The 25,596-nt window shown below is 34.5% G+C and carries 23 protein-coding genes; 15 read left to right on the top strand and 8 right to left on the bottom strand.

Going from position 1 to position 25,596, the window contains the following annotated elements; genetic code table 11:
- Window positions 1–42 precede the first annotated feature (42 nt).
- The 5 genes from ACQY44_RS07785 to ACQY44_RS07805 all read left to right on the top strand — a co-directional run bounded on the left by ACQY44_RS07785 (window position 43) and on the right by ACQY44_RS07805 (window position 6,411).
- Complete coding sequence (locus ACQY44_RS07785; protein WP_428229819.1) at window positions 43–1,497, top strand: hypothetical protein; 1,455 nt, start codon at window positions 43–45, stop codon at window positions 1,495–1,497.
- A gap of 96 nt (window positions 1,498–1,593) precedes the next feature.
- A complete protein-coding gene (locus tag ACQY44_RS07790) occupies window positions 1,594–3,375 on the top strand; it encodes a cytochrome-c peroxidase (protein WP_428229820.1) in 1,782 nt (593 codons plus the stop codon).
- 336 nt (window positions 3,376–3,711) lie between these two features.
- Window positions 3,712–4,308 carry a porin family protein gene (locus ACQY44_RS07795; RefSeq protein WP_428229821.1) on the top strand — a complete coding sequence of 199 codons (597 nt, stop codon included), beginning with the start codon at window positions 3,712–3,714 and terminating at the stop codon, window positions 4,306–4,308.
- 197 nt (window positions 4,309–4,505) lie between these two features.
- A complete protein-coding gene (locus ACQY44_RS07800; protein WP_428229822.1) occupies window positions 4,506–5,474 on the top strand; it encodes a sensor histidine kinase in 969 nt (322 codons plus the stop codon).
- Between the two features lie 223 nt (window positions 5,475–5,697).
- Window positions 5,698–6,411 (top strand): LytR/AlgR family response regulator transcription factor, encoded by a 714-nt coding sequence (locus ACQY44_RS07805; protein WP_428229823.1) that lies wholly within the window; start codon window positions 5,698–5,700, stop codon window positions 6,409–6,411.
- 2 nt (window positions 6,412–6,413) lie between these two features.
- On the opposite strand, the gene ACQY44_RS07810 is transcribed toward ACQY44_RS07805, so the two are convergent.
- Together ACQY44_RS07810 and ACQY44_RS07815 are read right to left on the bottom strand one after the other, a co-directional pair.
- The gene (locus tag ACQY44_RS07810) at window positions 6,414–7,349 is read right to left on the bottom strand and encodes a DUF6268 family outer membrane beta-barrel protein (protein ID WP_428229824.1); all 936 of its coding nucleotides are present in this window, start codon (window positions 7,347–7,349) and stop codon (window positions 6,414–6,416) included.
- Between the two features lie 168 nt (window positions 7,350–7,517).
- Window positions 7,518–8,033: a hypothetical protein gene (locus ACQY44_RS07815; protein ID WP_428229825.1), complete on the bottom strand. Its 516-nt coding sequence runs from the start codon at window positions 8,031–8,033 to the stop codon at window positions 7,518–7,520.
- Between the two features lie 188 nt (window positions 8,034–8,221).
- On the opposite strand from ACQY44_RS07815, the gene ACQY44_RS07820 reads away from it, so the two are divergent.
- From ACQY44_RS07820 to ACQY44_RS07830, 3 genes are all read left to right on the top strand, one after another.
- Window positions 8,222–9,607, top strand: a complete 1,386-nt coding sequence (locus ACQY44_RS07820) for an MATE family efflux transporter (protein WP_428229905.1) — start codon at window positions 8,222–8,224, stop codon at window positions 9,605–9,607.
- Window positions 9,608–9,739: 132 nt separating this feature from the next.
- Window positions 9,740–9,967, top strand: a complete 228-nt coding sequence (locus ACQY44_RS07825) for a hypothetical protein (protein WP_072961795.1) — start codon at window positions 9,740–9,742, stop codon at window positions 9,965–9,967.
- Between the two features lie 84 nt (window positions 9,968–10,051).
- A complete protein-coding gene (locus ACQY44_RS07830) occupies window positions 10,052–11,986 on the top strand; it encodes an LTA synthase family protein (protein ID WP_428229826.1) in 1,935 nt (644 codons plus the stop codon).
- Window positions 11,987–12,055: 69 nt separating this feature from the next.
- Here ACQY44_RS07830 and meaB read toward each other — a convergent pair whose 3' ends face one another.
- From meaB to ACQY44_RS07845, 3 genes are all read right to left on the bottom strand, one after another.
- On the bottom strand, window positions 12,056–13,153 hold the full coding sequence (gene meaB, locus ACQY44_RS07835; RefSeq protein ID WP_428229827.1) for a methylmalonyl Co-A mutase-associated GTPase MeaB: 1,098 nt from the start codon (window positions 13,151–13,153) through the stop codon (window positions 12,056–12,058).
- A gap of 260 nt (window positions 13,154–13,413) precedes the next feature.
- Window positions 13,414–14,055 (bottom strand): NAD(P)-dependent oxidoreductase, encoded by a 642-nt coding sequence (locus ACQY44_RS07840; RefSeq protein ID WP_428229828.1) that lies wholly within the window; start codon window positions 14,053–14,055, stop codon window positions 13,414–13,416.
- 57 nt (window positions 14,056–14,112) lie between these two features.
- Entirely contained in the window at window positions 14,113–14,520 is a 408-nt protein-coding gene (locus ACQY44_RS07845; RefSeq protein ID WP_428229829.1) for an RrF2 family transcriptional regulator, read from the bottom strand.
- Between the two features lie 175 nt (window positions 14,521–14,695).
- On the opposite strand from ACQY44_RS07845, the gene ACQY44_RS07850 reads away from it, so the two are divergent.
- The 3 genes from ACQY44_RS07850 to ACQY44_RS07860 all read left to right on the top strand — a co-directional run bounded on the left by ACQY44_RS07850 (window position 14,696) and on the right by ACQY44_RS07860 (window position 17,501).
- A complete protein-coding gene (locus tag ACQY44_RS07850) occupies window positions 14,696–15,778 on the top strand; it encodes a serine hydrolase domain-containing protein (RefSeq protein WP_428229830.1) in 1,083 nt (360 codons plus the stop codon).
- Between the two features lie 59 nt (window positions 15,779–15,837).
- On the top strand, window positions 15,838–16,749 hold the full coding sequence (locus ACQY44_RS07855) for an AEC family transporter (RefSeq protein WP_428229831.1): 912 nt from the start codon (window positions 15,838–15,840) through the stop codon (window positions 16,747–16,749).
- A gap of 113 nt (window positions 16,750–16,862) precedes the next feature.
- Entirely contained in the window at window positions 16,863–17,501 is a 639-nt protein-coding gene (locus tag ACQY44_RS07860) for a peroxiredoxin (RefSeq protein WP_428229832.1), read from the top strand.
- A 104-nt stretch (window positions 17,502–17,605) separates the two neighbouring features.
- On the opposite strand, the gene ACQY44_RS07865 is transcribed toward ACQY44_RS07860, so the two are convergent.
- From ACQY44_RS07865 to ACQY44_RS07875, 3 genes are all read right to left on the bottom strand, one after another.
- A complete protein-coding gene (locus tag ACQY44_RS07865) occupies window positions 17,606–19,855 on the bottom strand; it encodes a cation:proton antiporter (RefSeq protein ID WP_428229833.1) in 2,250 nt (749 codons plus the stop codon).
- Between the two features lie 279 nt (window positions 19,856–20,134).
- Window positions 20,135–21,481: an adenylosuccinate lyase gene (gene purB / locus ACQY44_RS07870; protein WP_428229834.1), complete on the bottom strand. Its 1,347-nt coding sequence runs from the start codon at window positions 21,479–21,481 to the stop codon at window positions 20,135–20,137.
- Between the two features lie 233 nt (window positions 21,482–21,714).
- Window positions 21,715–22,416, bottom strand: a complete 702-nt coding sequence (locus ACQY44_RS07875) for an SIR2 family NAD-dependent protein deacylase (protein ID WP_428229835.1) — start codon at window positions 22,414–22,416, stop codon at window positions 21,715–21,717.
- Between the two features lie 184 nt (window positions 22,417–22,600).
- Between ACQY44_RS07875 and cysC the strand changes: the two genes are divergently transcribed.
- From cysC to ACQY44_RS07895, 4 genes are all read left to right on the top strand, one after another.
- Window positions 22,601–23,131, top strand: a complete 531-nt coding sequence (gene cysC, locus ACQY44_RS07880; RefSeq protein ID WP_428229836.1) for an adenylyl-sulfate kinase — start codon at window positions 22,601–22,603, stop codon at window positions 23,129–23,131.
- A 23-nt stretch (window positions 23,132–23,154) separates the two neighbouring features.
- Window positions 23,155–23,838, top strand: coding sequence for an aspartyl/asparaginyl beta-hydroxylase domain-containing protein (locus ACQY44_RS07885; RefSeq protein ID WP_428229837.1), 684 nt, complete (start codon window positions 23,155–23,157; stop codon window positions 23,836–23,838).
- Window positions 23,839–23,848: 10 nt separating this feature from the next.
- The gene (locus ACQY44_RS07890; RefSeq protein ID WP_428229838.1) at window positions 23,849–24,808 is read left to right on the top strand and encodes a sulfotransferase family protein; all 960 of its coding nucleotides are present in this window, start codon (window positions 23,849–23,851) and stop codon (window positions 24,806–24,808) included.
- 71 nt (window positions 24,809–24,879) lie between these two features.
- Entirely contained in the window at window positions 24,880–25,542 is a 663-nt protein-coding gene (locus ACQY44_RS07895) for a TrmH family RNA methyltransferase (protein WP_428229839.1), read from the top strand.
- Window positions 25,543–25,596 lie beyond the last annotated feature (54 nt).

Consider the following 25,596-nt stretch of genomic DNA (forward strand, 5'->3'; position numbering starts at 1 on the left):
GGATTTACTTTGTAAAAAAAAATAAAACCAATTTTTAACAAAATGAAAAAAATTATTCTACCCCTAATTTTTTTAGGTTCGTTACTTACATCTTGTAACAACAACGACTCTAAAGATGAGACAGAACCAACAAGTGTTGTATTGAAGGATCAATCTGTAACGCCAAGTTTATTGACGGCAAAAGCAGGTTTTGAGAGTCTGAAGATTTATTCTCTTTTTAGTTCAGACGATGTTTTTGCAGACAGTCCAAAATTTGTTTTTGGAGGTTCTGCAGATGGTTCAGGTTTGTTGAAAAACACTGACGGAACTTTTACTTTTTTAGTAAACAACGAAGACAACTTTGCAGTTTCGAGAATTACACTAGACAAAACATTCAAACCTACTAAAGGGGAGTATTTGTTGAATTCCAGCGGAGGAACCTGGAGATTGTGCGGTGCTACTATGGCTACAAAGGAAGAACATGGTTTTGGTCCGGTATATTTGACTTGTGGAGAATCGGGAGAAGAATCTCGTACACATGCTTTAGATCCTTACGGAAGTGTTGGTTCAGCATCTGTATCTAAAGAATTGGCTGGCTTTGGACGTTTAAGTGCTGAAAATGCCCTTCCATTGCGCTCTACTGCTTATAAAGGTAAAACAGTTGTCGTAATTGGTGATGATGATTCAGGTACTTACGGTGGACAGGTTTTTATGTATGTAGCGAACTCTGTTGGTGATTTAACCAGTGGCGCTTTGTACATGCTAAAAAGAAATGACGACAACCAAAGAGAAAAAGATATGGAAGTAAGCAAAACTTATCCTGTTTCTTTTGTGAAAATAGACAATCATACAACTCTTACAGGTGCTCAAATAAATGCGTCTGTAAATACGTTAAAAGCCATAAAATTTGGACGTGTAGAAGATTTGGATTACCGTAAAGGTGGCGCTAATGCAGATCGTGAATTGTATTTTAATGTAACCGGACAAAATACAACCGGAACAAACGCTGATGGTTCAAGAACGAAATATGGTAGAGTGTACAGATTAAATCTTGATGCTGCTGACCCGCTAAAAGGAACTCTTGAAGTGATTTTGGATGGAGATAATCGTTCTGGTATTGCTGGTAAATTTCAAAATCCGGATAACATTTGTGTGACTAAAAACTATGTTTATGTTCAGGAAGATGCGAACGGATACGGTGATGAAACGCATGACGCTTATATCTATCAATACAATATTGCAACAAAAGAGTTGAAAGTTGTAGTAGAATTAGACCACCGTCGTACTCAGGCTGATGCTGCTAAATACAATGTAGGCGGATTATCTAAATTTGGAGATTGGGAATACGGTGCCTTGATTGATGTGTCTGATCAGGTTGGTATTCCGGATACTTTTATGTTAAGCGTACAACCACATACCTGGACTGGTGAAAAATACAGAGGTGTTGATGGAGGTACAAATCGCCCTAAAGAAGAACAAGCAAGTCAAATTTTAGTACTTAAAGGTTTAGCGAGATAAATTTTTAAGTCATTATAAAACAGTCATCCACTATTTCAATTTGAGGTAGTGGTTTCTGTTTTTCTGAGTATTCCCCTTTTTAATTGTTAGTGTACCATGAAAAAAATATACTGTTTGTTGTTGCTGGTGGCCTTTGTTGCTTGCCAGAAAAAAAGCAAACATCAGGAAGTCAATAAATTGTTTCAGTCTGATATTACTTTATTGATTGAAAAAGTAGCCAAACTCAAATATTCGGTACAATCAGATTCTACCGAAGTACAAATTCAAAGACAATTTCTCGAAGCCCATAAAGCTTATAAAAAAGTCGAGATGATAGGGGAGTATTACTCGCCCGCAGTTTCTAAAGCAATAAACGGACCTGCGATACCTGAATTTGAAGAAAATGATAAAGTGACTGTTCCGCCCGAAGGTTTTCAGGTTATTGAGGAATTGGTTTTTCCGAAATACCATAAAGAGAGTAAACAAGAACTGCTTGAGGAATTAGGCGTTTTATCGGCTAATTTAACCCGGTTAGAAAAAGTTTCGAATTCTAATGAACTGACCGATGCCCATGTTTTTGATGCGATGCGATTAGAAGTATATCGAATTATTACTTTAGGCATTACCGGATTTGATTCGCCTGTTGTACTGAATTCAATCCCCGAAGCATCAGTATCTGTGGAAACGATCGAAAAATATTACCGCATTTATGCTGAAGATAAAAAGGTTTCGAATGCGAAACAAGTACTTGATATTCTAGAGAAAGGAAAAAAATATTTAAAAGCAAATAACAATTTTAATGCTTTTGACCGGGCACATTTTATCAAAGAAATTTTAAATCCGTTAAATAAAGGACTTTTTAAAACACAAGCCGAATTAGGAATTTCGTTGATGAAGGAACAAAGAGGTTTGAAAGTAACGGCACAAACCTTATTCGATAAAGATGCTTTTGATGCAGAAGCGTTTTCCGGGTTTCCTGATTATAAAACAACGCCTGAAAAAATTGCTCTAGGCAAAAAGTTATTCAATGATCCTGTTTTATCAGGCAACAATACACGTTCTTGTGCTTCGTGCCATCATGCGGAAAAAGCGTTTACCGATGGATTGGAAAGGGCCGTTGCATTGGACGGAAAATCGATGATTCAGCGTAATACGCCAACATTGACCAATATCGCTTTTCAGCGGGTATTTTTTGCAGATTCGCGCGTAAGTTATTTAGAAGATCAGGCTGTTGCGGTTATTAAAAATGAAAATGAAATGCACGGATCTCTGGAGAAATCGGCTTTGGCCATTCAAAAGAATCCGGATTATGTGAAAGATTTTAAAAAGGCTTTTCCGAAAGGGGAAATTAATGAATTTGAAATCAAAAACGCTTTGGCATCCTATATTCGTTCGCTGAGTCATTACGATTCAAAATTCGATGCTTACATGCAAAACAAAACAAATTTTACAACAGATGAAAAAGTAGGATTTAATTTATTTGCCGGCAAAGCCAAATGTGCAACCTGTCATTTTATTCCGTTAACGAACGGAACTGTTCCTCCAAATTTTGACCGGTCTGAAAGTGAAGTTTTAGGTACTCCAAATAAAGCTAAAAAACTGGATGGAGATTTAGGAAAGTTTGTCATCACGCAAGCTGCAATTCATAAATATTCATTTAAAACTCCTACGATAAGAAACATAGAACTTACCCCTCCGTACATGCACAATGGTGTTTATAAAACTCTCGAAGAAGTAATAGATTTCTATAACGAAGGAGGAGGACGAGGTTTAGGATTTGATCTACCAAACCAAACTTTACCCGAAGACAAATTAAATTTATCAGATAAAGAGAAAAAACAACTAGTCGCTTTTATGAAAACGTTGACGGATAACAGGTATTTGGAGAATAGAGAATAGAGAATAGAGAATAGAGAATAGAGAATAGAGGAAAGAGGAAAGAGGAAAGAGGAAAGAGGAAAGAGGATGAGGAAAGAGGATGAGGATGAGGAAAGAAAGTTTTATGGAGTTTTGCCTTAAATTTTACGCATAGCTTTGTGAACTTTGCGTAAATCTTTGCGCACTTTGCGGTTAATTTTTTCAGCCAGAGATTTCACAAATTAATTCGTGCTAATTCGTGAAATTTGTGGCTAAAAAAAAATCCGTTGGTCAAAACACGAATGTAGTTCATCAAACTAATTTTAATAGCGTTTTTGGTTTTTGCTCTTTTGCATCAAATTAATAAAAACTATTATCATGAACATGAACAAATTATTATTGTTGACTACCATTTTCTTATTAGGATTAGCTTCTAAAATTAATGCGCAATCTCCGCTTCCAATTCATATTGGTATAAAGGGAGGATCTAATTATTCTGAATTGCCGGTTTCAGATGACTTTAGTTCAAAATATGCTATTGGTTACTTTGGTGGAGCTATGGCCCGATTTGATTTTAAAAGGTTTTATATTCAGAATGAACTTTTATATAGCGAGAAATCTTCTAAAATTGAAAAAACTACAATCTCAGGATCTAAAAATGCAAAATGGAGAAGTCTTGAAATGCCTTTAGTTATTGGGTACAAAGTAATTGATCTTTCGGCTTTGAACGTAAGGGTTTTTGCAGGCGGAATTTACTCTTATGTTCTCGATGAAAATTTTTCATCTGTAAATCAATTAAAAGACTCCTATACCAAATTTGATAAATCGAATATAAGTTATCAGGTTGGAGCAGGAGTTGAGGTATTGAAGTTTACTGTTGATTTGACGTATCAGGGCGGATTAAACAATGTAAACAAAAATTTCAGTTCTAAACCCAATTCTTTTACCGTTGGGGTTGGTTATTTTTTCTTATAACTTCAAACTTTATTGTTTAAGACTATACGCAGCAAAGAATCTTTTTGGTTCTTTGCTGTTCGTTTGAAAAATATAAGGTTAATTTTGAATATAAATTTTCTTATAAATTATTTTAGATGATTGCAATTAATAAAAATAGACATTGGATATTTTTAATCTTTTTTTGGTGCTTATTGGGTATCACAATCTGGGCACAAATGATCGAAGACTTCGATTTTTGGTCGGCTACTTATCAGGCCGTTTTAGTGTTAATATGCTCTGTTTTTTTAGCTCATTTTTTGAGCGATGTTATATTACCAAATGCATTGAAAAAAAACAAAATGAATTGGTTTGCTATACAAAGCGTTCTTGTTATACTACTTTTATCATTTTGTCTCGCTTTGATTTATACTATTTTTTCAGATGAAATTTCAAGGGTTCGGGCCTATCCTGGTGATGGTGATTTAAGCTCTTTTCATTTTTTATGGTCACGATTTTGGGGCAGTATTCCGGCAGCTATTTTAATAAACGGAACTGCTTGCGGACTTCGGTTTTATCAGGAACATAGTGTTATTGAAAAAGATCACGCACAATTACAACAAGTTCATCTGGAGGCTCAAATCAAAATTTTACAAGATCAGATCAATCCGCATCTGATGTTTAATGTCTTAAATCATATTCATATTTTAATGCAAAGTGACGTACAATTGGCTTCGGTTTTATTGGTTCAGTTTTCGGATATTTTACGTTATCAATTGTACGAATGTAATAAAGAATATGTACCCTTACATCTTGAAATCAAATACCTGAAAGATTTAATTGCCGTTGAAGAAACCCGTTGGGGGAATGAATTAGAGGTAAAAAGCAAATGGAATATCGAAGACGGGCAATTGCAAATCGTTCCGTTATTGTTGGTTCCATTGATCGAAAATGCCTTTAAACACGTTTCGAGATTGCCCAATCAAAAAGGTTATGTGCATTTATCATGTGAACAATCAGGGAAACAATTGCATTTTAAAATCGAAAATTCACATACGGAACAATATAAAATCCCCTCTAAAAGCCAGGGATTAGGGCTTGAAAACGTAAAGAAAAGACTCGCAATTCAGTATCCTGAAAAGCATCAGTTAAGTATCAACAAAACCGATTCTGATTTTACAATTACTGTAGGTTTAGATTTAAAATGATTTTTTTAGCCACGAATTACATGAATTGTCACGAATTTTTTATCTGCAAAATCTTAACATATTGCTTTGTGATCTTAGCATCCTAATAAAATTAAAACTTTGCGAACTTTCCGTAAATCTTCGTACTCTTTGCGGTTAAATTTTTTTTGCCACAGATTATAAAGATTAAAAGGATTTGTTCATTACCCTGAAACAAAGAAAACCTGAAACAAAATATAAAGACATGAACATGAAATGCCTCGTTATCGACGATGAACCCATTGCAAGAAAAGGAATAGTAGATTTTGTTTCTAAAATTGATTTTCTGGAAGTAATAGGTAGCTGTGCTTCTGCATTAGAAGCAACATCATACATTCAGGAAAAGCAGGTCGATTTGTTATTTCTGGATATTAATATGCCTTATCTCTCAGGGCTGGAATTTTTAGAATCGCTGGATAACCCGCCTTTGGTTATTTTTACAACAGCTTATTCTGAACATGCTTTAGACGGATATCGTTTGCAGGTCGTAGATTATTTATTGAAACCTATTACGTTTCAGCGTTTTTATCAGGCTTCTTTAAAAGCAAAACAATGGTACGAAATGCTTCATTCTTCGAAAAAAAAACAATTAGATCCGTTTTTATACGTGCGTCAGGAAGAAGGATTTCAGAAAATTTCCTGGGTAGATATTCTTTATATAGAAGGAATGCAGAATTATGCTAAGCTTCATTTTAAAGATAAGGTTATTGTGATTCATCAAACCATGATTTCACTGGAAGAAACATTGCCAAAGGAGATTTTCTTTAGAATTCACAAATCCTTTTTAGTAAACATTACCCATATCGATTCCGTTTCAGGTGGGCGATTGTTTATAAAAGGACAAGAACTACCTATTTCAAGAACCCGTCGTGAGGAATTACTGAAAGAGGTAGTCTATAAAAATCTTTTAAGCAGATAGCTCTAGAATTTCCATTTTAGGGCTAAAGCTCCATAAAAAGTAGTAGTGAATCTTGGATCTGCAATATCTTTTTCTTTAAAAATATCTTTAATTTTTCGGTTAGTGGTAGAAAAAGATCGCACTAAAGTCGTTCCGGCAGTAGGCTCTAAGGTCCAGTGTTCACCAAACTTTAGTTGAGGTTTTAGGCCTGCAATAATTTGTTGATATCCTAATAGCATTGATTTATTTCCGACTTTAGTTTCTGCAGTCATTCCGCTTAATTCTACAACAGCTTTTAAATCGAAAGTATCAGACATTCGATACCCTACTTCTAAACCTTCTGGAAAAGCGACCTTAAAATGCAAAGCTCCTTTAGATTCCCAATTAAAATAAATTCCGGGAAGTACCATCGGAACACCAAAACTATTGGTTAAAACTGGTCCTAAACCTAACGCCAGATTAGGATTGAATTGTTTGATAAAAAGCACACCACCTTGTATCAGCACATCATCCTTATTGATCTCAACCATATCGGTATAAACCCCAACAGATGCCATTATCAACAAAGACCAGGAAGGAGAAATCGATCGTAAATGTTTAACTCCAATTTGTGCATTCAATAATTCAGTCGGAAATCCGTCCTGAAATTGTACCGGAAGATCTTGAATTTCGTAATTTTTGTTTTCCATTCTGGCATAACTTCCATTGAGAAAAACAGACCAAAGTCTGGGATGATTGTATTTGTCCATTTCTAAAGAAAGTGGAATTTCAAAAGCGATTTGAGCTCTTTTAAAATTACTTTCCGCATTTGTTTTAGTACTGTCCATTGGCCGTACGTATTTAGAAAAAGGAACGTAATCGACCTTGAATTCACCTGAAATTCCGGATTGTGATCTTGCAGTAATTGTAACTAATAAAAAAAAGAAAAGTTGCGAGAGATAAAAAACTGTTTTGTTCATGATTGGATTAATTTTTCTGCGAATTACCGCGTTCTAAATCAATCCTAAAAAATCATTTGACTAATGACACTTTTGTTTTGACCAATGGTATAAAAACAACTAAACCCGAGAGACTATGCGATCTCTCGGGTTTATACCAAAAACAAAAAAATAAAATAAACCTAAATTTTATAATTTAAAACCATAGGCTAAACGTAAAGCCACCTGATTGGTATTAAATTTATCATAGTCCTCATAACGGACACTAATGTCAATGTATTTGTTGGCATACCCAATTCCAGGCGCCCATAAAAAAGTAGTGTCATCATAACCGTTCGTCACGGCAAAACCAGCACCAACTTCTCCTAAAAGATAAAATTGATCTTCCCAAACAAAAACTTTAAAACCAGCTTTTGCCGGAATAAATCCAAGATCTTTGGCTTCAACTCCATCTTTATCTTTCATAAACAAGTTAGTGAAACCTGTAGTTAAGGTCAATGAAGTTTTTTTAGATAAATCATATTGTAAACGAACATCTCCACCAAGGGACCATCTGTAATCATTGTCAGTTGGAATTCCACCATTCACACCAAAACCTAATCTAAAACCCTGATCATAATTTTTAATTTCACTTTCCTGAGCGAAAGTTGTATTGGCGTATAATAAAGCGAAAGCTGCTAGGCATATAATTTGTAATTTTCTCATGACAGTTTTTTTATGATTTTTAATATTGTAAAAATACTTTCAAGGTCTTAGGGGCTTGTTATATAATTTTAAAAATTTGTTATATAATATCAGGGTTAATGAAAAAGGCCTTAATATTTGCTTATGTTTTTAATAATATCAAAGAATCCAAAGCTTCTGATTATCTTTGCCGACTAAAAAGAGTAGAATTGAATTTAAAGCAGTATACCAAAGAGTTTTCATATAATTTAAGATTAGCATATCCTATTATATTAGGAATGGTAGGGCATACTTTAATTGGTATTGTCGATAACATAATGGTAGGGAAATTAGGAAGTACAGAGTTGGCAGCCGTTTCATTAGGAAACAGTATGATTTTTATAGCGATGTCGTTAGGAATTGGCTTTTCTACAGCCATTACTCCAATTGTTGCCGAAGGTGACGCTGAGAAGAATGACAACAAAATTCGTTCTGCCTTTCATCACGGATTATTTTTGTGTACCGTTTTAGGATTGGTACTTTTTGGTGTAATTGTTTTGGCAAAGCCAATAATGGAATTGCTACAACAACCTGCTGATGTAATTGCGCTTGCCAAACCGTATTTGGATTGGGTGGCTTTCTCGTTGATTCCGCTTATCATGTACCAGGGGTACAAACAATTTGCTGACGGATTATCGTTGACAAAATATTCGATGTATGCGATGATTATGGCCAATGTGCTACATATAGGAATGAATTATGTACTAATTTATGGTATTTGGATTTTTCCTAAAATGGGAATTATCGGCGCAGCGCTTGGAACCGTGATTTCAAGAATATTCCTGGTGATGTTCATGCATATAATGTTGTCAAGAAGAAATGATTTAAAACGCTTTTTTAAAAATTTCAGTTTTGATGAAATAAAAAAAGAAACTATCAAAAAAATAATAAGTATAGGATTTCCATCTGCCATGCAAATGCTTTTTGAAGTGGTGTTGTTTACCGCATCGATCTGGCTTTGTGGTAATATTGGTAAAACCAGTCAGGCAGCCAATCAAATTGCGTTGAGTCTGGCTTCACTTACTTTTATGTTTGCGATGGGATTAAGTGTTACTTCGATGATTCGGGTAAGTAACCAAAGAGGTTTACAGGATTTCAAAAACTTAATTGTTGTGGCTCGTTCTATTTTCTTACTCGCTATTATAATAGAAACGATTTTTGCCATTCTGTTCGTGGCTTTCCATAATTTCCTGCCTCATATCTTTTTGAATATGGAAAACGGAGGACAAGTTCTGGATAATACAGAAGTAATAAGTATTGCATCAAAATTACTTTTGATAGCAGCCGTTTTTCAAATTTCTGACGGAATTCAGGTAGTGGTACTTGGTGCTTTGCGCGGATTGCAAGATGTAAAAGTCCCAATGTATATTACATTTGTGGCCTACTGGATTATAGGTTTTCCTATTTCGTATTACTTGGCAGAATATACTGATTTAAAGGCTCAAGGTGTCTGGATCGGACTTTTGGCAGGATTAACAACAGCTGCAATTTTCCTTTATATTCGCTTTCATTACCTAACTAAAAAATTAATCCAAAATTCACTTTCAAATAGTTAAATTTGAAACTTGTAAAATAAATAGATAGACAAAAGTTTACATGGATTCGCACAGATTATAAAACTCTTAATCCAGAGATCCCGATAGCTATCGGGATTGGCAAGAAAAAATAAAAACAAAAAATAAATAGAAATGGAATTACCTAAATTTTTACTCGGAGATAATACTGATTTTGCAGATGATATTTTCATCATTCACCTTGATTATCCAAGATTTATAATCAACTTAAAAGATGATGAGGTGGAGTTTATGGAAGAAGCGGAAGATCTTGACGAAGCAGAATTAAATGCTGAAATGGAAGGTTTAATTGTTCAGGCAAATGAGTTTTACGACAGAGAAATAAAGCGTTACGAGGAGTAAAGGCGAATTGCAGTACATCTTAATTAATTGTATAATAGCCTGCTTTTACCTTATTTCTGAACAAAAAACATTTAAATCTTTCTAATGAAAAAATTAAGTTTTTTAAACCCTATTTTTAATTTCATAGCAATCGGATTGCTAATTACTACTTTAAGTAGAATCTTTTTGTTTTTTCTTTTTAAAGACAGAGTAGTAGAAACACCAAATTTCTGGTATATTTTTCCAATCGGACTTCGAATGGATTTGATCTTATTGTGTTATTTATCATTTCTACCTGCCGTTTTAATTACGTTTCTGCCCAATAAAGCGCTGAAGTTTACCAATAATTTTTTGGTGATTTATAGCTTTTTATTCCTGTTCCTGATACTCTTTGTAGAATTGGCAACGCCGGATTTTGTAAAACAATACGACACACGTCCAAATAAGATTTTTTTAGATTATCTGATTTATCCTAAAGAAGTAGTTGGGATGCTTTTAAAAAGTTACCTGACTTCTATTATTGTTACTTTTTTAATTTTAGGAGTTGTCCTGTATTTTGCTTTCAAAAAAGGAAAGAAATATTTCTATACGACAAGTACGGAGTATAAATTCAAATTGATGGTTTTTCCATTAGTGGCTTTTTTATTATTTTTTGGGGCACGTTCCAGTCTTACTTCAAAACGTCCGATAAATGCCAGTAATGCCGTTTTCTCGACAGATCAGTTGACTAATACGCTAGGATTAAATTCATTTTATACGGTAGCTTTCGCGGCTTATTCAATTAAAAACGAAGGAAATACCAAGATGTATGGTAAAATGGATGAAGCCGAAGCGATTGCTCGTGTAAAAAAATACATGATTGCCGGACCAAATGATTTTACAGATGCTGAAATTCCGTTTCTGCATGTACAACAGCCGGATACAATCCTGAAGAAACCTTACAATCTGGTGATTTTTTTACAAGAAAGTTTAGGAGCGGAGTACGTTGGAATTTTAGGCGGAAAACCATTAACCCCGGAATTTGACAAATTATCAAAAGAAGGTTTATTGTTTACCAATTTATATTGCACAGGAACAAGAAGTGTTCGTGGAATTGAAGCTGTTGTAACCGGATTTTTGCCGTCACCATCAGAAAGTGTGGTCAAGTTAGGAAACTCGCAACAAGGATTTTTTACTTTGGCTGAAGCTTTAAAACAAAAAGGATACGACACCAGTTTCATTTATGGCGGAATGGCGAATTTTGATAACATGGCTTCGTTTTTCAACGGAAATGGTTTTGAAGATATTGTAGATCAGGAAGATTTTGATTCTGATGGAAACAAATATGCTTTCAAAGGAACCTGGGGGTATTCTGATGAAGATTTAGTGACCAAAGCCAATGCTTATTTTAAAGCTAAAGGAGATAAGCCATTTTTTTCACTAATGTTTTCGACTTCCAATCATGAACCTTTTGAATATCCTGCGGGAAGAATCAAACCTTATGATGTGAAACCTGCAACGGTAAACAATGCGATGAAATATGCTGATTTCTCGATTGGGAAATTCTTCGAAATGGCGAAGAAAGAACCTTATTTTAAAAACACTGTTTTCATCGTAATTGCAGATCATAATACGAGAACTTACGGAAAGAATTTAGTACCAATAAATAAATTTCATATTCCGGCTTTAATAATAGGGCCTGGAGTTCAAAAAGGAGTTTCTTATAGTAAACTGGCAAGTCAGATTGATATTCCACCAACATTATTGAGTTATTTGGGACTTCCGTTTGAAACACCTATGGTAGGTAGAAATCTAAATAAATTAGATCCAAAAACGCAAGGAAGAACGATCATGCAATTTAATGATATCAATGCGTTTAGAGTAGAAAATCAGGTTGTAATCATGCAGCCTAATTTGAAACCTTTACAATTCGAAATTAAAAACGATACCACTTTAATTCCAGTAAAGTTAAACGAAGAATTAGCAAAAGATGCTTTGGCACATGTTATAACTGCAGGCAATTTGTATAAGGAGAATAAATATAAACTTAGGAAGAAATAGGTTCAGAGCGACAAAGTAACAGAGGTTCAAAGAAACAGGGTGCAGAACCTTTGTTGCTTTGAACCTTTGTTACTTTGAACCTTTTTCAAAATAAAATTTTAATAAACTCTGAGCGGCAGCAAAAGGTGATATTTCATCATTTTGTACCGCTTTTTTAATTTGTTCCAATTGGGCAATAATCCCAGGCTGATTGTAAAAGTTTGATTTCAAATGTTCATCGATAGTTTCCATCATCCAGAACTGATTTTGTTCTTTTCGTTTTTCGGGAAAGAAACCGGATTCATTTGTCTGTATGAAATATTGAGAAATAGTATCCCATATTTCTGAAATCCCATCTTTTGTAATGGCGCTGCAAGTTGTAACTTTTGGCTGCCAGTTTGATTTTTTGGGAGGAAATAAATGCAAAGCTCTGTTGAATTCCAGTTTCGCCTGATTGGCTTTTTTGATATTATCTCCGTCCGCTTTATTGATAACAATAGCGTCTGCCATTTCCATAATACCGCGTTTAATACCCTGAAGTTCATCGCCGGCACCGGAAATTTTTAATAATAGAAAAAAATCTACCATACTGTGAACGGCAGTTTCGCTTTGTCCAACACCAACCGTTTCTATAATTATAGTATCAAAACCAGCGGCTTCGCATAAAATAATAGATTCGCGTGTTTTGCGCGCCACACCGCCCAAAGTATCTCCCGAAGCACTTGGTCTGATAAAAGCATTTTCATCTTTTACCAATTCTTCCATACGGGTTTTATCGCCCAAAATACTTCCGTGAGAAAGTGAACTACTTGGGTCAACCGCCAAAACAGCGACTTTTTTACCTAATTGTGTCAGGAAACTTCCAAAAGCTTCAATAAAAGTACTTTTTCCAACGCCGGGAACTCCCGTAATTCCTATTCGGATTGATTTATTGGCGTAAGCTAAACAGCCATTTATCACTTCATTTGCTTTTGCGGCATGTTCAGGATTTGTACTTTCAACCAAAGTAATAGCACGGCTAAGAGCAGTTCGGTTTCTGTTTAAAATTCCATCAATTAATTCGGTTGAAGAGGGCTGTAGCCTTCTGTTTTTCTTAATTTGATTGATTGCAGAAACATTGGTGATTTCAGGAGGCGAAATTCCGGCTTTTTCTTGTAAACTACTGGATTGTTTTTTTGAACTTGACAAAATGTACTTTTTGATAGTGTAAAAGTACAGAAAACAAAAACAGTTTCAAAAAGTTAGTTTGCCACGAATTACACGAATTTTCACGAATTTGTAGCGCATTTTTGTCATCCTGATAGAGGAAGGATCTTCGCAGGAAACTCCGATTCAAAATCTCCAATCTTTGTCGAGCTGCTTACGGAGATCCTTCCTCTATCAGGATGACATATAGTACTGAAGTCTAATTCGTGAAAATTTGTGTAATTCGTGGCTAAAAATAAAAATTAATAACCCGCAGTAAATCGAACCTGGTGATGTTTTGGAGTTTCGGTTTCATCAGCTATAACAACCGCTAAATCTTCTACAGAAAGAATACTTCTTTGTTCGTCATTAAAAACCGGATTTTCTAAACCTAAACGGTATCTTCCTGTTCTTCCGGTTGTAATACCAGCGTGCATTTCGAAAGCAGGACTAAAAAAGGCCCAATCCAAATCTTTTTCTTCCTTAATAACGTTGAGGTAATCTCTCGCAGCAGATGCCGCATCATGATATTCTTTTGGGAAATCAGGAGTATCAACTGCTTGTACGCCTGGAGCAACGAATAAACTTCCGCCACCTCCAATAGTGATAAAACGTTTTACGCCAGATTTTTTTGCAGCTTCCTGAATTGCTTTTGATCCATTCTTGAAATCATCAGTATAGTTAGGATTTGTCCAACCCGGATTATAAGCGTTAATAATAACATCATTTCCTTTAAGAGTTTCAGCCAAAGAGTCTATATTAAAAATATCTGCTTTTACCCATTTAACGTTTTTGGTATCGTTTGGAGTTCTGGCAATGGCAGTAATGTCGTGATTTCTGCTTGCTAATTCATTTAAAATGGTTGAGCCAACAAATCCTGTTGCTCCAATAATTGCGATTTTCATAATATATAAATTTAATTAGTAATAAAAAACGTTACAGTTTTATGTAAAAAAATAGTTTTAGAATTGATTTGAAAAATCTTCTAAGGAAATACCTTCTAATTGTAAACTAACTTTTTGATTCATATCAGCATATAAGGAACTTAAGTTCTCATTTATTTTTTTTCCAACGGGACAAGCCGGATTGGGCTGATTTTTAGCATAACCTAAATTAATGGTTTCAAAAGTCATTTCAAATATTTCTTTTAACGTAATATTCGAAGGATCTACTGATAGTTTAGTACCGCCGTTTTTACCTTCTTTACTTTCTACAATATGATGCGCTTTCAGGTTTGCAATTTCTTTTCGAACCAAAACAGGATTTAAATTTATACTTCCCGCAATATGCTCAGATGATAAATAATCATTTGGGTATTTAGTGAGTAAAGTTAGAATGTGAATCGTTATGGCAAATTTACCTGAAATCATACTGTAATAAAATATGTTACAAATGTAGTTAGGTTTCACTCGATAAAAAAAGATTTTAACGAAAAATTAATTTTTGTGATTAAACTTTAAAGAGAAAGAAAATAAAACAACTTCAACCCGTGCTTCTTTTTTATTAATATTAGATTTGTAGTCGGTAAACTAATCACCTCTTAGAATGAAACTTAAATTAGGATTTATTTTTTTCTATTGCTTGTCAACTTTTATGTACGGGCAGGACCATGCTCAATATGCTGATTCAGTTCGCATATCAAATGCTATTCCCGAACTAAGCTATGCAGTCGTAACCGGAGACAAGATTTTAGAGATTAATACTGCGGGACGGCATTCTGTAGATTTAACGGATGCAGCCACTTTAAATGATCGGTTTCATATAGGTTCAAATACAAAAGCAATGACTGCTTTTATCATTGCTAAATATGTTGAAAAAGGAAATTTGAAATGGGACACAAAATTCTTTGCTGTTTTTCCGGATTTGAAGAAAACATCAAAAGCTGTTTATTATGATATAACACTCGAAAAATTAGTATCGCATCAGGCCGGTATTCAGCCTTTTCAGGGCGAAAATGATCCTTTGGTTCCTGATTTTAAGGGAAATAGTCAGCAAAAAAGAAATCAGTTCGGGAAGTTTGTATTAACATTAAATCCTGCCGAAATTGATTCAGAACATAAATATGTGTATTCTAATGCAGGCTACACGCTGGCTACCATGATGCTCGAAAAAGTGACCAGAAAAAGTTGGGAACAATTAGTTGATAAAGTGTTTAATGAGGATTTAAAACTGGATGTTAAATTGTCCTGGCCGGAAAATATTAGTGCCAAAGATACCTGGGGACATTCATTTGAGAATAATAAATTAAGCCCCGTTCCTTCGAACACAGATTATCGTTTAGATTATACAGAACCTGCCGGCGATATTAATGTAAAACTGACTGATTATATAAAATTTATTCAGCTTAATATTCAAGGACTTCAAGGTCATGATAATTATTTAAAAGCAAGTACTTATCATTTTATTCATAAAGGAATAGAAGGATATTCGCTGGGTTGGTTTAATAGTTATGAGAATAATCAGGATTTCTCGACGCATTCAGGAACTGCCGGAACCTATTATACAATTGCTGCTATTGACAGGAAAAAGTTTATTGGTTATATTATTTTTACCAATTCCTTTAATGAGGCTACTGTCAATGGTGTCAGAATGGTAATGAGGAAATTAAAAAAAGACTATGGAAGCTAAAATGTTTGGTTGCTTTAATCTTGCAATTTGTATAACGTATTTTTGATGTTTTTGGCGCCATGAACAATTTTATTCTGATATTTTTCTTTCTTGCCCTGGGTTTGATTCTGCAACATATTAAGCAATTTCCAACCCATATTTATAAGGTGTTAAATAAGATTGTAATTTACATCTGTTTGCCGGCAATTACTTTATATCACATTCCGAAGATAAAATGGAGTAATGAATTACTGTTTCCCATATTAGCGGGGTGGATTAGTTTTTTATTGGCCTTTGTCTTTTTTCATTTTTTAGGAAAGAGATTGGGTTGGTCTAATAAACTCATTGGTTGTTTAGTCCTGACAGCAGGATTAAGTAATTCATCCTTTCTTGGATATCCTATCATCGAAGCTTTATTTGGTAAGAAAGGTTTAGAAACAGCCATTCTTGTGGACCAGCCCGGAACTTTTGTAGTGGTCTCAACTTTAGGAGTATTTGTAGCGGCTTTTTATTCAAAAGGAAGTCCGGACACTTTTAGCATTTTAAAAAAAATAATCTTTTTTCCGCCCTTCATTACTTTTGTTGTCGCGTGTTCAATGAATATTTTTCACTACGATTTAGATTTAAATCTTCAATCTGTTTTACTGAAAATCGGAGGTTTGGTAACACCGCTGGCTTTATTATCCGTAGGATTGCAATTGACTTTTGACCGAAAAAGCCAACATTGGCGATTTCTGCGACTCGGACTTTTCTTCAGACTTATAATAACGCCATTTATAATTTTGGTTTTGTATGTTTTTGTTTTTAACCAACATTCTGAAGCGATTAAAATAACAATTATAGAAATGGCCATGGCACCCATGATTACCGGTGCAATTTTGGCATCGACTTATGGGTTAAAGCCAAAATTAAGCAGTATGATGATAGGTTTTGGAATTCCGATTTCCTTTATAACCCTCGCTATTTGGTACTTTGTGGTACGTTTTATTTAGTTTTAAAATATTAATTCGATAGAGAAAATAGAATTTTAACTTTTTTTTTTAAAATCCGTGTTTTCTTTATGCCTTTTTTGACTAATTTTAGAGGAACTAAAAAAAATATACTTATGTCAACCTTAAGATTAGGAGATATTGCTCCGGATTTTCATGCAGAAACAACCGAAGGCCCAATTCAATTTCATGAATGGTTAGGCGATTCCTGGGGTGTTTTATTTTCACATCCTGCAGATTTTACACCTGTTTGTACAACTGAATTAGGGACAGTTGCCAATTATGTTCCTGAATTTAAAAAAAGAAATACTAAAGTTATTGCTTTAAGTGTTGATGGCCTGGAGTCTCATAAAGAGTGGATCAAAGACATCAACGAAACCCAAAATACAGTAGTTAATTTTCCAATAATTGCTGACGAAGATAAAAAGATAGCAACTTTATACGATATGCTGCATCCTAATGCAAGCGAGAAGTTTACAGTGCGTTCTGTTTTTGTAATTGGGCCAGATAAAAAAATAAAGTTAACACTGACTTATCCGGCTTCTACAGGAAGAAATTTTGACGAATTGCTTCGTGTTATTGATAGCTTGCAATTAACGGCAAATTATAGCGTGGCAACTCCTGCGAATTGGAAAGACGGACAAGATGTAGTCATTACACCAGCTGTTCCGGATAGTGATATTCCGGCAAAATTCCCAAAAGGACATACACCTATAAAACCGTATTTGCGAATGACACCGCAACCGAATAAATAAGTTTATAAGTTGCTGAGGTATTAAGTTTCTAAGATTTAAACAGTTTTTATATAAAAAAACGTAGTGTCTTAGAAACTTAATACCTTAGCAGCTTTATATGCATGTTATAATGCTACATGTACACTGCCTTTCATCAAATCGTTCATTCGTTTTTTATCTCCAACGACCCAGATAATATCATTTTTCTCTAAGATCAGGTGCGATTCCGGATTTAAAATTCGATTACCGTTTCGCTCAATTCCAACAACAAGCCCACCCGTTTTTTCTCTAAATTGACCAATGCTTTTTTGAATAAAATTTTCATTAGAAATCTCTAATTGACGTAATACAATTTCTGATTCTTCAAGGTTTTTAGTCGCTTCAACTTCACTTTGAAGATAATTGGTAAATTGTGCAATTTGCTCATCTGTACCAATAACACAAATTTCATCGCCAGGAAACAAACGTTCGTTTTTAGTCGGAATTGGGATTGTGATTTCACCACGTCTGATAAAAGCAATGTTGATTCCCATATTTTCACGAATGCGTAGTTCCTGCAAAGTTTTCCCGGCGAGGTTAGATTCTTTTCCAATATCAAAAATAGACATGTGACCGTCCCACGGCATTAAATTGGCATATCTTCTGTCGATTTTTTTGTTTTCACGATCGTTAAGATTCTTCAAAAAATGATTCTCAATTTTATGGTACTGCTCGTTCAGTTTTTTAGGAAACAATTGATACGCTCCAATAGCAATTATCAAGGCAACAAAAGCAACTAAAGGAGAGAAGAAAATATTCAGTAAAAATCCAACGAAAAATAAACCAAGGCTCATTCTGATTAAAATCAGCATCAAAAGAGCGCCACGATATTTTCGTTCTTCCCATAAAGTTTCTACTTCGTTTACTTTTACACGGCGTAACGAAAGTGCCCATAAAAATGGTGCAATTATAACCAGGGTTATTAATGCTGCCAAAGTATTTCCAAATCGTGTGTCAGCAACCAGCGGAGCAACAAATTTTGATGATAACAGGATTATCGCCGTAATAATTATAGTGTGCAATATAATTTGTGTAACAGAAGCGCGAAGAACAACTTGCCAGGTACTAACTGATTTGATTGCTTGTGCATTTACACTATAGCGATTGATATTTTTAACCCATTTTTTAGGTAATTTTCGCTCTAAATATCCGGAAAAGGGATCAGAATATTTAATCAGAAACGGAGTTGTAAAAGTTGTAATAGCAGAAACCGCTACAATTATGGGATATAAAAAATCACTGGTCACCTTAAGCGTCATACCTAAAGTAGCAATGATAAAAGAGAATTCCCCAATTTGTGCCAAACTCATTCCGGTTTGAACAGACTGTTTAAGAGGTTGTCCTGATAACAAAGCTCCAATAGAAGAACTAATGGCTTTTCCAAAAATAGTGATAAGGGTAATAAGAGCAACCGGCAATGCATAAGTAACCAAGGTATCAGGGTTGATCAACATCCCAACCGATACAAAGAAAACAGCACCAAATAAATCTTTTACAGGCTGAATCAGGTGCTCTATTTTTTCTGCCTGAGTTGTTTCAGCAATAATAGAACCCATTATAAAAGCACCCAAAGCAGGCGAGAACCCAACATTGGCAGCAAACATCACCATCATCAAACAAAGTGCTAACGAAATAATCAACAGCATTTCGTCTGTCAAAAGATGTTTTGCTTTCTTCAGGATTGTCGGAATAATAAAAATTCCGCCTAAAAACCAAATGATTAAAAAGAATATTAATTTTAAAACGGATTGCAATAACTCAGCACCGGAAACCTGATCGCTAACTGCAATTGTAGATAGTAAAACCAACATCAGGATTGCTACAATATCTTCGACAATTAAAGCGCCAAATACAATACCAACAAACTTTTTTCCTTTCACTCCCAGCTCATCAAACGCACGAATAATAATGGTTGTAGACGAAATAGAAAGTGTAGCTCCAAGAAAAATACTGTCCATTTTTTCCCAGCCCATCCATTGACCAACACAGTAACCAATAAGGGTCATGGATAAAATTTGGGTTATGGCGGTAATAGAGGATGTTCCTCCAACTTTCATTAATTTCTTAAAACTAAATTCGAGCCCCAGACTAAACAATAAAAAGATTACCCCAATTTCAGCCCAGACCTCAACACTTTTCATGTCAGTAATTGAGGGAAAAAAATCAAAGTGGTTTCCAGCCAAAAATCCGGCAATCAAATAGCCTAAAACGAGCGGCTGTTTCATTTTTTTAAATATTAAAACAGCAATTCCTGCGGTCATCAGGATTAATCCCAAGTCGCTTATAAGTGGTTGTAAGTGGTGTGTAGTTTCTGCAGCGGCGCTTAAGGCAATCATAAAGTGGTATTTAGTATTAAGGAGCTAATCCGGTTTTTTATTTCAAGCTTTTGCTCAAAAAAAATATTTTTAACGCAGCTACAAGAGCTTCCGTTTGTCGCTCTGTTTCTGAAAAAAAATAGATTTTTTTGAGCAAAAGGCTTTTCATTTTAAATATATTGACTGAACTCCTATAAAAATAAAAGTCAGGTGAAATAATCCGGGCTAATTTCACAGTTTAAATAAAAAAAGCTATCTCGATAAAGATAGCTTTTTTTGAGAAAATATTTTTATTTTTCTTTAAATTCCTACATAATTGCCAGGAGTTATGGCCATTAATTCGGCTCTGACAGCGTCAGAAACTTCTAAAGTTGCAATAAAATTGTGAATCGCTTTTTTATCAATAGCTTCGTTTGTTCGGGTTAAACCTTTCAAAGCTTCGTAAGGATTTGGATAGGCTTCACGACGTAAAATCGTTTGAATAGCTTCTGCTACCACAGCCCAGTTTTTTTCTAAATCTTCAGCAAATTTAGCCTCATTCAGAAGCAATTTATTCAGTCCTTTTAGAGAGGCTTCAAAAGCAATAATAGTATGCCCGATTGGCACACCAATATTACGTAAAATAGTACTGTCAGTCAAGTCGCGTTGCAATCTGGAGATTGGCAGTTTAGCTGATAAGTGTTCAAAAATAGCATTGGCGATTCCTAAGTTTCCTTCTGAGTTTTCAAAATCAATAGGGTTCACTTTATGAGGCATGGCCGAAGATCCAATTTCTCCCGCTTTGATTCTTTGTTTAAAATAATCCATTGAAACATACGTCCAGATATCGCGATCTAAATCGATAATAATCGTGTTGATCCTTTTTAAAGCATCAAAAAATGCAGCAAAATGATCGTAGTGCTCAATTTGAGTTGTTGGAAACGAGTGGTGCAGGCCAAGATCTGTTTCAACAAACTTACTACCAAATTTTTTCCAGTCGATTTGCGGGTATGCTACATGATGTGCATTGTAGTTTCCGGTTGCACCACCAAATTTAGCAGCGAACGGAATGTTAAACAACAAACGTAGTTGCTCTTCTAAACGTTCTACAAATACTTGTATTTCTTTTCCTAAACGAGTAGGAGAGGCTGGTTGTCCGTGTGTCCGTGCCAACATCGGAATGTCCTTCCATTCTACGCTTAATTCTTTTAATTTAGAAATTAAAGCAATTAAAGAAGGCATATAAACTTGCTCAAAAGCATCCTTTGTAGAAAGCGGAATCGCAGTATTATTAATATCCTGAGACGTTAAACCAAAGTGAATGAATTCTTTGTATTGAGATAAACCTAATTTTTCAAAAGCATCTTTGATAAAATATTCAACCGCTTTTACGTCGTGGTTGGTTACTTTCTCTGTTTCCTTTATCCAAAGAGCATCTGCTGTAGAGAAATTTTTATAGATATCACGTAAACTGTCAAATAAATTTGGGTTTACACCTGCAAGTTGTGGCAAAGGTATTTCGCACAACGCAATAAAGTATTCAATCTCAACTAATACACGGTATTTGATTAAAGCTTCTTCAGAGAAAAATGGTGCTAATGAAAGGGTCTTACTTCTATATCGTCCGTCGATTGGTGATATAGCATTCAATTCGTTTAAAGTAGTCATTGTTATGTTGTTTTTCGAAAGGCACAAATATAAACAGAATTTGCGGATTAAAAGTAATCAGGTAGTCAATTGTCAGGCGAAAAAGACTAAAAAGTAAAAAATAGTAAACACGAATTTCAGAAATTTTAACGAACTTGATTTGTTTTAATTTTTTACGATTAAATATTTAAAAAAGAAGTCAGTTAATATAATTTCTAGATCAATATAATACTGTCAATTCGTAAAATTTGTGTTTAATTTTTGATCTCAATTAATTTTAATCGTTCTCTTAATTCAGCTACACCTTCAGAAGCTATTTTAGCAATAATTTCTACCTTATTCTGAATATTCGGGATCGCAACAGGCTTTGGGTCAATATAAAAAACCGGTGTAATGCTATAGGTGTATGAAATTAATCCTGCTGCGGGATATACTTGCAGCGACGTTCCAATTACAGCAAAATAATCAGCGGTTTCAGTAATTTCAATTGCTTCTTCAAGTGCGGGAACCTCTTCGCCAAACCAAACAATATGGGGTCGCAACTGATGTCCGTTTTCGTCCAGGTCACCCGTATACAAATCATCGGTCCAGTCCAGAATTAAATCCCGATTTCGGGTACTTCTTACTTTGAGTAATTCTCCGTGCAAATGCAACACTTTGGTACTTCCCGCCCGTTCATGCAAGTCATCAACATTCTGCGTAATAATGTGCACATCAAAATCCTTTTCTAATTCGGCCAGAATTTCATGTCCTAAATTGGGCTTTACTTCTTTAAGTTGTTGGCGTCTTTTGTTGTAGAAATCCAAAACCAATTCCTGATTTTTCCGCCAGCCTTCAGGAGTAGCAACTTCCATGACATCATGACCTTCCCATAAACCGTCGCTGTCGCGAAAAGTTTTGATGCCGCTTTCGGCACTTATACCAGCTCCGGTTAAAACAACCAATTTCTTTTTCATTTTATTCAATTAAAAAGATAAAAATAATGATTTATGATGATAAAAAAGTGAAAGACTATATTATGTACCTAAAGGCATATTATAACTTTTACTTTTTGCAAAAAATAAAAGCGTAATTATACTTATTGTAAGAGTCTTACAAAATGTTTATTTTTAATGCGCTACAAATCAAATCAGAGTTTCAATGATTTTAATACAGTTTACAGGATTATCAGGTTCAGGTAAAACAACATTGGCTCAAAATGTTCGTCATTTGTTAACGAATAAAAGTTATAAGGTCGAAATCGTTGATGGAGATGTCTATCGCAAAACCATTTGCAGCGATTTAGGTTTTTCCAAAGAAGACAGATGCGAAAATATCAGGCGTTTGTTTAAGGTAGGGCAAAACTTTGTTGACGAAAATACAATAGTTTTAATGTCAGTCATTAATCCTTATGAAAATCTGCGCAACGAATTAAGAACTTATGAGTTTGTGAGAACCGTATATTTAGATTGTTCCATAAATAATCTCATTAAGCGAGATCCAAAAGGATTGTATAAAAAAGCGTTGCTGCCTGATAGCGATCTTAATAAAATTAATCATTTTACCGGAATAAGTGATGTTTTTGAGATACCGGCAAATGCAGATTTAGTTTTAAAAACAGATATAGAAACGGAAATTTTTTCTACCAATAAACTCTATAATTTTATCATTAATAATTTATCTGAATATTGAATAATTTAATCTTTTAAAAGTATATGAATCCTTCTTCAAGTCAACTTCCCATTTCTTTTTCTATAGATAAATTACAAAAAGACCTCGCCATTTGCGAAAATGATTTATGGACACCTCATTTTAATACAGGTCGTTATGAAGGAAATTGGACAAGCGTTTCTCTGAGATCACATTCCGGTTTGATAAATGACATTACATCTTTTCCGGACATGGAATATAAAAACACGAATCTCCTGGATCGCTGTCATTATTTCAAAGAGATTATGGATGGGTTTGAATGCGAAAAAGAGGCAGTGCGATTACTTCGATTAGGACCCCAAAGCGAAATCAAAGAGCATGTTGATAATGATACTTCTTATGAAGATGGATTTTTTAGAATTCATATTCCTGTTATTACGAATGATGAAGTATTCTTTTATGTAGATAAAAAAAGGGTTCCGATGAAAATGGGCGAGTGCTGGTATGCTAATTTTCAGCTTCCGCATAGCGTAGAAAACAAAAGTAAGGAGCCTCGTATTCATCTCACAATTGATTGTATCCGAAATGATTGGTCTGATAGCGTATTTGCTGCAATGGGTTTTAATATAACGGCATCGCCACATGAAAATCAATATTCAGATGAAGTAAAGCAAGAAATTATTGCAGAGCTTAGGCGCAATCCATCAGAAGCAACGGATAAAATTATTGCCGATTTATTAGCAAAATAAAATAGAAATAATGGAAAATGTAAACCATCCCCTTTTAAATTGGATTCCTTATAAGTTAGTAGAAAAAGATGGCGAAGTTTATGTTGAATGGCTTTATCTGGCAGATATAAAATACACTGATCCTTTTTTTGATGAAACGATTGGTAAGTGTAAAAGTCATGCTTATAATTCACAATCCTTTAAGGTAGTGAGTACAGTAGAAAATCTGATCGATTGGTCTTCAACAATATTTACGGTAGAATTAAAAGGATTTGTCTTTCATGTATCGCGATGTGGTTCTACGATGCTGAGCCAGTCTTTAGCTACTTCTTCTGAGAACATTATGGTTTCAGAGGCATCAATTATCGATGAGATTCTAAGAAGCGATCTTTTTAATTTAGATAAAAAAGCTGTCTTTTTAAAAGCTGTAATTGCATTTTTGGGCCAAAAAAGATTTTCGGAACAACAATATTTAATTATAAAACTGGATGCCTGGCATATTTTTAAGGCCAATTATCTAAGGGAATTATTTCCTGAACTGCCTTTTGCCTTGCTTTACAGAAATCCTTCAGAAGTTTTAAAATCTCATCAGAAAATGAAGGGAATGCATATGGTTCCAAATTTGTTACCTCCCGATGTTTTTGGTATTACTGCTAATGAAGTCAATGTGATTGGTTTTCAGCAATATGGAGCATTAATTTTAGAGAAGTATTTTCAGGGATTTTTGGATTTTTATGAAACAGATCAAAATGTGACAGGGCTTAATTATAATGACGGAATGAGAAATGTCGTAGCAAAATTTGTATCTTTTATTGATGTTAATTATCCTGAGGATGAAATTGAAAAAATGTATGAACGTTTAAAAAAACATTCTAAAAATGAAAATGCTCTTTTTGAAGGAGATTCTTTTAAAGATGAAGCGTTACCAATAGATTTTGCAAAACTTAATATGCTGTATGAAAAATTAAACAATACTCTTGTTGCAATTTAAAGCATTGAAAATTCAGGTGAAATTTCTTTCTGTTTTATTTATGGTGTATTTTTGCGGAAAATACAAATAAAATGATTGATTTAGATTACCTCGCCTTTCTTGAAAATATACTGACAGATAACCGCAAAGAAAAATTCTTAAAAGTACTTGGAAACCGAACGAAACATTTTACAGTTGTTGTAGAAGATGTTTTTCAGATGCACAATACAAGTGCTGTTATGCGTAGTTGTGAGGTTTTTGGGATTCAGGAACTGAGCGTCATCGAACAACGCTACGGAAAAAAAATTGATAAAGAAATTGCAATGGGCGCCCAAAAATGGGTAGATATCAATCAGTTTGATTCAGTTACGAATTGCATTTCGACTTTAAAAGATCAGGGATATCAAATCATTGCTACAACACCTCATGAAAATGATTGTTTGCTCGAAGATTTTGATATTTCAAAACCAAGTGCCTTATTTTTTGGAACAGAAAGAGACGGATTGTCAGCTGAAATATTAGAAAGAGCAGATGGTTTCCTTAAAATACCAATGGTAGGATTTACAGAGAGTTTAAATATTTCCGTTTCTGCCGCCATCATCATTCAGAACCTGACAAACAGATTGCAAAAATCAGAGATCAACTGGCATTTATCAGATGATGAAATTCTGGAGAAACGTTTGGCCTGGGCTAAAAATTCGATAAAAGATATTAAGCGAATTGAGGCCAGATATTTTGAGGAAAATCCTCGATAAGTTGCTAAGAGGCTATTACTTTGTCAGGTTGAGCGGATTCGAAACCCTTATAAA

The organism is Flavobacterium sp. (assembly GCF_965277525.1).
In the GTDB taxonomy this organism is placed as follows: domain Bacteria; phylum Bacteroidota; class Bacteroidia; order Flavobacteriales; family Flavobacteriaceae; genus Flavobacterium.